Source organism: Stenotrophomonas sp. 05N423 (assembly GCF_056397145.1).
Map to the genome: position 1 here is coordinate 148,806 of NZ_JBFTMV010000009.1, position 8,968 is coordinate 157,773.

At 67.3% G+C, this 8,968-nt stretch carries 5 protein-coding genes; 1 reads left to right on the top strand and 4 read right to left on the bottom strand.

Going from position 1 to position 8,968, the window contains the following annotated elements:
- Positions 1 to 7 precede the first annotated feature (7 nt).
- Positions 8 to 1,243, top strand: coding sequence for an exo-beta-N-acetylmuramidase NamZ family protein (locus AC1DGW_RS14265; protein ID WP_478024143.1), 1,236 nt, complete (start codon positions 8 to 10; stop codon positions 1,241 to 1,243).
- 231 nt (positions 1,244 to 1,474) lie between these two features.
- Here the strand turns inward: AC1DGW_RS14265 and AC1DGW_RS14270 are convergent, their stop codons facing one another.
- The 4 genes from AC1DGW_RS14270 to AC1DGW_RS14285 all read right to left on the bottom strand — a co-directional run.
- A complete protein-coding gene (locus AC1DGW_RS14270) occupies positions 1,475 to 3,829 on the bottom strand; it encodes a beta-N-acetylhexosaminidase (protein ID WP_478024146.1) in 2,355 nt (784 codons plus the stop codon).
- A gap of 76 nt (positions 3,830 to 3,905) precedes the next feature.
- On the bottom strand, positions 3,906 to 5,450 hold the full coding sequence (locus AC1DGW_RS14275; protein ID WP_478024148.1) for an outer membrane protein assembly factor BamB family protein: 1,545 nt from the start codon (positions 5,448 to 5,450) through the stop codon (positions 3,906 to 3,908).
- 357 nt (positions 5,451 to 5,807) lie between these two features.
- A complete protein-coding gene (locus tag AC1DGW_RS14280) occupies positions 5,808 to 8,684 on the bottom strand; it encodes a TonB-dependent receptor (protein ID WP_478024151.1) in 2,877 nt (958 codons plus the stop codon).
- Positions 8,685 to 8,801: 117 nt separating this feature from the next.
- The coding region (locus AC1DGW_RS14285) for a glucokinase (RefSeq protein WP_478024156.1) at positions 8,802 to 8,968 on the bottom strand (167 nt) is incomplete at its 5' end.

Consider the following 8,968-nt stretch of genomic DNA (forward strand, 5'->3'; position numbering starts at 1 on the left):
TGGATACATGAGAAACCTTTTCCTGTGCGGCCTGCTGCTGGCATGGATGGCGCCGGTGCAGGCCATCGCGGCGCGCGACACCGGCCCGGAACCCGGCATAGAAGTGCTGCTGCGCGAGCGGGCCGGCGAATTGAAGGGCAAGCGCATCGGTCTGGTCACCAACATGACCGGCGTGGACCGCGCGCTGCGCAGCGACATCGACCTGCTCGCCGCACGCAGGGATATCCAACTGGTGGCGCTGTTCGGCCCCGAGCACGGCGTGCGCGGCGACGTGCAGGCCGGAGGACACGTGGATTCGTCGCGCGATGCGGCCACCGGATTGCCGGTGCACAGCCTCTATGGCGAGCACCGCGAACCGACACCGGACATGCTGCGCGGCATCGACCTGCTGCTGTTCGACATCCAGGATGTCGGCGCGCGCTTCTACACCTACCCGTACACGCTGGCCAACCTGCTGCGCGCGGCCTGGCGTGACGGCATCCCGGTATGGGTGCTGGACCGCCCCAATCCGGTCGGCGGACTCAAAGTGGAAGGCCCGGTACTGGAGCCGGCGCAGGCCTCGTTCATCGGCATGTTCCCGATCCCGGTACGCCACGGCATGACCATCGGCGAGCTGGCGCGCCTGTTCAACGGCGAGTTCGGCATCGGCGCCGACCTGACCGTGGTGCCGATGCGTGGCTGGCAGCGGGGCGATGCCGAGCCGGGTGGGGCGATGCCGTGGGTGCCGCCGTCGCCGAACATGCCCACGCGCGATACCGCGCTGGCCTACCTGGGCACGGCGCTGCTGGAGGGCACCAACGTTTCCGAGGGGCGCGGCACCACGCGGCCGTTCGAGACCCTCGGCGCGCCTTTCGTCGATGCGCGGCAACTGGCCGATGCGCTCAACGCGCTCGACCTGCCGGGCGTGCGCTTCCGTCCGACATCGTTCACGCCCAGCTTCTCCAAGCATGAGGGCAAGGCCTGCGGCGGCGTGCAGGTCCACGTGACCGACCGCGAGGTGTTCCAGCCGTTCCGCACCGGCCTGGCGGTGGTCAAGACGCTGCACGACCTGTATCCGGACGCGTTCCGCTTCCAGTCCGATGCGCCGGGTGCGACGCCCGGCTTCTTCGACAAGCTGGCCGGCAACGCCTGGCTGCGCCAGGCGATCGAGCGCGGCGACACGCTCGATGCGATGCAGGCGCGCTGGCAGCCGGAGCTGCGGCGCTTCGAAGCGGTGCGCGCGCGCTATCTGTTGTATCCGTGAGCCTGCTTCCTTCTCCTTGCGGGAGAAGGTGCCCGAAGGGCGGATGAGGGGCGGACGGAGTCCTGATGGTCAACCATCATTGCCCCTGCTTTCCCTCTCCCCAACCCTCGATCCGTGCCCGGCCCACACCAGCGGCGTGGGTGCTCCAAGGCACGCGCGCCGCTGGCGCGCATGCCGTGCCTTCTCGCCCCGCAGGGAGAGGGGCTTTATTCCCTCGGGCGCTATCGAGCGTTATTTCCCTGTCCGCAGCGTCACCTGCTTCAGCACCCACATCGTCGGCCGCGTATCGCCGCTGAAGGTCATGCACAGGTTGGCGGTGGCACCGGCCCGCGAGCGCAGCGGCGCGTCCAATGCGATGAAGCCATCGGCATCCGGCGTTTCCGGCAACGGCACCGAGGCCAGCACCGGCCCTTCGCAGCCATCGCGGACTTCGAACTCGCCATGCGCCGCCACTGCCTTGCGGAAGCCGCGTCTGGCTTCCTCTTCGCGCAGCAGGCCGAAGTTGTAGGGAATGCGCCCGGCGCGTACCTGGATCGACGCCACGTCCTGCAACTGCGCGCCTTCCCACAACCAGCATGGATTGAAGATGGTCACGTCGAAATTCTCGCGCGGGCCGTCGGTGGGATTGTCGTCCTCCAGTCGCAGCAGCAGGCGGCCGCCCTGCGGGCACTGCGCCAGCGTCTTGTCGGTACGGGTGAGCAGCGAAGCGGCGTCCAGGGGCCACCGGCTCGCCTTGTCGGCCAGCGGCCTGCCGTCGAAGAAGGCGGCGGCCTTCAGGTCCGTGGGTACCTGCAGTGCCAATGGCGCGGTGTAGGCGGGCGACTGTGCCGTCGGTGTGCTGCCATCGGTGGTGTAGCGGATGTCGCCGTAGCCCAGCGGGTTGGACAGCGCGACATCGACGCGATTGCCGGCGCGGTCGTCGTGGCGCTGCATCGCCACCGACAGCGCGGTCTGGCCGTAGGCGATGTCCAGCGCCTTGTAGCGTTGAAGCTGCGCCGGCAGGCGCTTGAGGAAGTCGTCGTAGTCCTTGCGCTGCAGCGGCGTCCACGCGATCTCGGCCAGCGCCGCCATGCGCGGGAACAGATTGTGCTGCAGGCGCTCCCAGGTGCGGGTGTGTTCGGTCCACATGTTGGCCTGCACGCCGATCACATGCCGGCGCTGCTCGGGCTGCAGCTGCTCCGGTACCGGATCGAAGGCGTAGATCTTCTGCATCGAGGTGAATTTCGGCCGGCCCGGCGGCTCGTCCGGCAGGTTGGTCTGCAGGAAGTCCAGGTACAGCGTGTTGCCCGGCGCCATCACCACGTCATGGCCGTGCGTGGCGGCTTCGATGCCGCCCTCGATGCCGCGCCAGGACATCACCGTGGCCTGCGGCGGCAGCCCGCCCTCGATGATCTCGTCCCAGCCGATCAGCCTGCGATCGTGTTCCTCCAGGAATTTCTCCAGCCGCTTGAGCATGTGCGACTGCAGTGCCTCCTCGTCCTTCAGCCCGAGTTCGCGGATATGCGCCTGCACCGCGGGCGACGCCTGCCACTGGTACTTCACCGCTTCGTCGCCGCCGATATGGACGTAGGGACCGGGAAACAGATCGATCACCTCGGCCAGGACGCCTTCCAGGAACTGCAGCGTCTCCTCTCGCGGGTTGAACAGGTAGGGATTGACGCCCCAGTTGTGCGATGGCTCCGTGGGGCCATCGACCACGCCGTGTTCGGGGTAGGCGGCCACGGCCGCCTGCGCGTGGCCGGGTACGTCGATTTCCGGAACGATGGTGATGTGGCGGGCGGCGGCGTAGGCCACCACGTCGCGGATCTGGTCCTGCGTGTAATGGCCGCAGTACAGGTTGGGCGTGCCGTCGGTCCCGCGACCGGCATCGCCTTGCGGCACGCGGCAACCGCCGGTTTCGGTGAGCTTCGGATAGCGCTTGATCTCGATGCGCCAGCCCTGGTCGTCGGTCAGGTGCCAATGGAAAGTATTGAGCTTCTGCGTGGCCATCGCATCGAGCAGTACCTTGATCTGCTCCACGCTCCAGAAATGGCGTGCCGAATCGAGCATCAGGCCGCGCCAGGCGAAGCGCGGCGCATCCTCGATGCGCATCGCCGGCAGCGAGACCGCTGCGGCCTGCTGCCCGGCGAGCAGCTGCCACAGCGACATCGCGCCATTGAACAGGCCATGCTCGTCGCCGGCTTCGACGACGATGCCGGTGGGCGAGATATCCAGCGTGTACGCTTCGGGCGACGCATCCGCGCCGGCCGGGGTCAGGCGGAACACGATGCCATCTTTCGCCTTGCCCGCACCGGTGGCCAACGTCAGCGGCGTGGTATGGCCGAGCAGTCCGGTGAACTGCGCGGCGACGCGGGCGGCGGCTTCGCCCTGCGCATGTACGGGCGTACCGGCATCGACGAGGTAGGCGCCAGCGGCCGGCTGCACCGATTGCGGACGTGGGATGATCGTCGCGCCTTCCACCTGGACCGGCTGCACCTGCACTGCTGGAGCAGCTGCGTCGTTGGTTGCGACACAGGCGGTGGTACCGCCCAGGACGACGAGCAGGGCGCTTGCGAGAGCGGCGGTGGTGGTGCGGTATCGGTTCATCGCGTGTCCTCGTGGGTGAAGCCTGGACGCGGGTGCGGCCAGGGAGTTGCTGCGGTACGACGTGGAAGGATTCGGCTCAGCGGAGGGAGGGCTGGGAAGAAAGGTCGTTCGCGTCCGCCTGCGGTGTGGGCCCGTTGGGCAGGGCAAAGCCCATCAGCGTGCCGCCGACGGTCGCGGCGACCAGGGTGTCGCCGCCGCGCGCCAGATCGCCAGCCACGCCCCATATGAAGCCCTCGCCGGCGGGCAGGGCGGTGCGCGCGGCGATCCGCCCATCCGCGCGGTCCAGCATGGCCAGTTCCGCCTGCAGCGGCTGGAAATACGGCGCGCCGGCGGCGGTGGCGACGAACAGGTGGCGGCCGGCGACCAGCGGCGTTCCCCAGCTCCAGCCGGCCACTTCGCTCCGCCAGCGCACGTTGCCATTGCCCGCATCGATGGCGCTGATCCGCTTCAGGTCGGACGAACCGATGTAGAGCGTGTCATCCACGATCACCGGTGCCGATTCCACCCACGAGGTCCAGAACGGCAGCAGCCACAGGCGGTGGCCGTCGCGCGCGTCGAGCGCGTGCAGCAATGCGCCGCGGTCGCTGGCATAGACGCGGCCCTGGTGGACCACCGGCGCCGCGCCGGGCTGGCCGGACAGGGCATGGCGCCACTGTTCCTCGCCGGTGCGCGGGTCCAGGGCGTGCACGCTGCCCGGCTCACTGACCACGTAGATATGACTGGCGTCGGCCGCGGCGCCATGGCGGATGCGGCCCGGTGCGGCGAAACACCACAGCCGCCGGCCGCTTCCGGCATCGACCGCATGCAGGCCGCCGTCGGCGCTGCCGACGTAGAGAACGGCGCCCACCAGCAGCGGTCGCGGCGCCTGCCAGTCCCAGTGCGCGCTGTCCGGATGCGGCAGCACGCGCGCCGCCGGTGCCAGCGGATAACGCCAGACTTCGTGGCCTCCGGCCTTGTCCAGGCGATGCAGGAAACCATCGCTGACCACGTAGACCGCATTGCCCGCGACGGCGGCGCTGGCGAACACGGGAAAGCCCAGCGCCGCGCTCCAGGCGCGGTGGCCGTCGCGCACGTCCACCGCCTCGAAGGTGCCGCCGGTGGTGCCGACATAGGCGATACCGCCATCCACGACCGGCGAGGCGTATACCTGACCAGACAGGCGTACCGACCAGCGCGGCGCCGGCAATGCAGGCGTATCGGTGGCCGCGGTCGATGGCATGGCGGATGGGCGTGGTCCGGCGCGTCGCAGTTCCGCACGGCCGGCGGGGTCCAGCAGGGTGCCGGTCAGGCGCCCCGCCTTCCGTTCCAGCGCCAGGTGCAGGCCGGGAAGGCGCAGGATGCCGTCCTCGATACGCGCGCTGCCCATCGCCATGGACTGCAGGTGTGCGATGGGCAGGTCCAGACTGACCGACAGGCTGCCATCGCCATCTGGCTGCAGGTCCAGGCCGACGGCGACGCGCTCGCGGCCGCCGCCGGTATGACCGGACCAGTAGCCGGCCAGGCCGCTGGTGTCCTGCGCGGCGGCGGTGGAGCATGCGAGTACACAGGCGAACAGCCAGCATCGCCATCCTGCCTGCGGGCCGCGGGCATGCCGGTGTCGAGGTGGCGCGTGCATTGTCATGGTGTTCGTGGTCCTTCGTCCGGTGCTGACGGCATGGTGCAGCAGGCGTCAGGCAAACCGCATCGCGTTCCATGCGCCTTGCCTGATGTCTGCGGGGAAGAGCCGCAGAGGGGGGCGGATCGGTCCTGCAGGTCCGTCGGCTCCTACCGTATTGCCTGCGGCATCGGAAGGTGAAGCGCAGCGATGCCATGCAACGCTCGCCACTCCTGCGGGCGCCGCGAGCGGGTTATCCCATGCCGGCATGGTTGCCGCTCCGCGTTGACGGTACGAATGCCGGACAAAAAGCGGGCCTGGAATTCCAGGCCCGTTGGAGGAGAAAAACAACGTGGAACGTATTGCGGCTTCAGCGGAGCCGGATCAGAACTGGAAGCGCAGCGTGGCCATGTAGCGGCGGCCGGTGCGGTACAGGCCGCGCACCAGCTTTTCGGTGTTGGCCACACCCGGAACTTCCGCGTAGGAGCGGTATTCGCTGTCCAGCAGGTTCATGCCGTCCAGTCCCAGGGTCAGGTTGTCGGTGAGCTTGACGTTGACGCTCGCGTCCAGCGAATCGTAGTCATCGGTGACCAGGTAATTGCCGCGGTCGACGTTGGTGTAGTACTTCGAGCGCCATGAGTAGGTCACGCGGGCGCTGATGCGGTCGCTCTCGTAGAACGGGCTGAAGTTCAGCTGGTCCTTCGAGTTGTACGGCAGTTGGGCACCGTTGTCGGCCTCGGCCTTGGCATGGGTCCAGTTGGCCAGCAGGCCCAGGCCGGCGCCGAAGGTCTGCTGGTATGCCGCCGAGAAGCCCTTGATGGTGGCGCTGCCGGCGTTGTTCGGACGCGAGACGTCGAACTCGGTGATGCGCTGGTCGGCCTGGTTGAAGTGCTGCTCCTTCTGGGTGCTGACCAGGATGTAGTTGTCGACCTTCTTGTGGAACAGGGTGCCGGCCAGGATGGCGTTCTCGGAGAAGTACCATTCGGCCGAGAAGTCCAGGTTGGTGGATTCGTAGGGGTCCAGGTCCGGGTTGCCGCCGCCGCCGGTGCGGGTCTGGTCGCCCAGCCACAGGTAGGTGGACATGTCGCCGTAGTTCGGGCGGGCGATGACCTTGGCCGCCGAGCCACGCAGCACCACCGTGTCGCTCAGGTCGTAGACCACGTTCACGTTCGGCAGCACGTCGTTGTACTTCTTCGACGTGGTGGCCAGCTGGTAGCTGTGGACGTAGTTGTTGGCTTCGTTGGCGACGCAGCTGGGCTTGCCGATGCACTGCCAGCTGGTGCTGTCGGACTCGGTGCGCACCAGGCGTACGCCGAAGTTGCCGCGCAGCCGGTCGGTACTGAAGTCGGCCTGCAGGTAGGCCGCCGTCACGTCTTCGGTCACGTTCCACGTATTGGCTACGAACGAGGGATCGTAGAAGGTGCTCGGGGCGCGCATGGTCTGCCACGGGGCCAGCCATTCGCCGCTGAGGATGTAGTCGGCCAGCTTCCAGCCGTCGATCATGAAGCGGCTGTTGAGGTCGCCCACGTCACCGAAGCCGGAGAGATAGTTGTCCGGCAGCGACTTGGGGTCGAATTTTTCGGCGCTGACGTCGCCATACCCCTTGATCGAGGCCAGCGTCACGCCGGCCATCGACTGCGAGGTTTCATGTTCGCGGCGCTTGACGCCAAAACGCAGCTGGTAGATCGGCGATTCCAGTTGGACGCCGAAGTCGACCTGTGCGTACTTCTCCTCGTCGCGGGTCGGCTTGGTGACGATGTTGCCGCCCCAGCCCGATTTCCAGTTGTCCTTGGTTGCTGGATCAGCATGCCAGCCGCAGCCCCAGGAGAACTGGGTACAGGGTTCACCGCGGTCGAGCTTGTAGGCGTTCGGATCGTTGAACGGGCTGCCCGGGTTGGCGGGGGCGAAGTGCCTGGCCACGTCCTGGATGGCATCGGTCTGGTAGCCGTCGAAGTGCAGCTTCGGCACTTTCCCGGTCAGGTCGTAGCTGTAGTTGGCCTTGTTGAGGAACTCGCCGAACACCTGGCGGCCGGTGCCGCCGGTGGCCTTGGAATAGCCGGCATGGGCCGAGGCGAACCAGCGCTCGTCGGTCCACTTGAACTTCACGTCGTAGGAATCGGTATCGACCGTGGCCTGGCGGTTGATCAGGTCATACACGGTCAGCGCATTGCGGAACTTGGCCTTGGTGATGACGCCGCCATCGACGGTGAGGTCGGTCAGGTTTCCCAGTGAATTCCAGGTGTTGCCGTTGAAGGCGAACATGGCGTGGCTGATGTTGTCGTAGCCGGCCTTGACGTCGAGCAGGTTGAACTCGATGTCCAGCTTCTCGTGCGGCTTGAACTGCAGGGCCAGCGACAGGGTGTCGCGCTCGCGCTTCTGCTCGAAGTAGTGGGCGCTGATCGAATTCGGGGCAACCGCGTTCGGGTTGGCAAGCAGGGTGGTGGCGCAGCTGCCGACGCAGCTCGGCGGCATCTCGGTCGCCGGGTCGGTGGACCAGTCGGTGGTGGTGCTGGTGATCGAGTTCGGCGCGCCATCGCGGCTGTGGATGTAGTGGTCGCCGGTCACCGTGCCGTAGGACTCGATGCCTTCGCGGCGGATGCTCTCATCCGAGCGCTGGCCCGAGATGATCACGCCGAAGGTATTGGCATCGTTCTTCCAGCCGAACATGGCCGAAACCGAAGGGTCGCCGCTCTCGATGCGGTCGTTGTAGAGGTAGCCCACCGAGCCGGAGACGGTGGTGCCATCCAGGTCCAGCGGTTTGCGGGTGGAAATATTGACGGTGCCGCCCACCGAGCCTTCGTCCAGCCACGCTTCCGGCGACTTGTAGACCTCGACCTTGCTGACCAACTGCGGCGCCAGCAGCGAGTAGTTGAAGGTGCGGCCGGGCTGGTCGGTGATGAACCAGTCGGCCGAAGCCACGGTCTGGCCGTTGAGCACGGTGCGGTTCAATGCCGGGTCGGTGCCCAGGATGCTGACCTTCTCGCCCTGGCCGAAGGCCTTGTCGATGGTCACGCCGGGAATGATGGTGATGGCCTCGGCTACGTTGGTAGCGGGGAACTTGCCCACGTCCTCGGCGGTGATGACGTCGACGATGGCGTCGGCGTTGCGCTTGGTCTCCAGCGACTGCTGCAGGCTGGCGCGGATGCCGGTGACGACGACGCGATCCAGGTCGGTCGCCTGCTTGCCGGCTTCCTGCGCGTGGGCCGAGAAGCTCAGGCAGGTGACGATGGCGGCGGACAGTACGGACTTGCGGTACCTCATGATGTCTCTCCTCATCATTGGCGGATGGTTGGGTTGAACCGCGGTTGCTGGTGGTGGCCGGTGCAAGGGCCTTGGCCCGTGCGAGCGGTATTGCCTGCTGCGTGGGTGGGAGCGTGATCAGGTGCTGCGGTGCTGCAGATACCAACTGGCCGCGCCGATGACGCCCAGTTGCCCGTGCTCGACCAGCTTCACGGGGATGCGCTGCAGCGCCTTGGTCATGGGCCCCTTGTTGAGGAAGCGTTCGACGAAGGTGCTGCCGATGAGGAACTGGCCGAGCTTGGGCA

Excerpts from the sequence above, each read along its gene's own strand:
- AC1DGW_RS14265 (WP_478024143.1), top strand. The coding sequence starts at position 8 with ATGAGAAACCTTTTCCTGTGCGGCCTGCTGCTGGCATGGATGGCGCCG.
- AC1DGW_RS14270 (WP_478024146.1), bottom strand. The coding sequence starts at position 3,829 with ATGAACCGATACCGCACCACCACCGCCGCTCTCGCAAGCGCCCTGCTC.
- AC1DGW_RS14275 (WP_478024148.1), bottom strand. The coding sequence starts at position 5,450 with ATGACAATGCACGCGCCACCTCGACACCGGCATGCCCGCGGCCCGCAG.
- AC1DGW_RS14280 (WP_478024151.1), bottom strand. The coding sequence starts at position 8,684 with ATGAGGTACCGCAAGTCCGTACTGTCCGCCGCCATCGTCACCTGCCTG.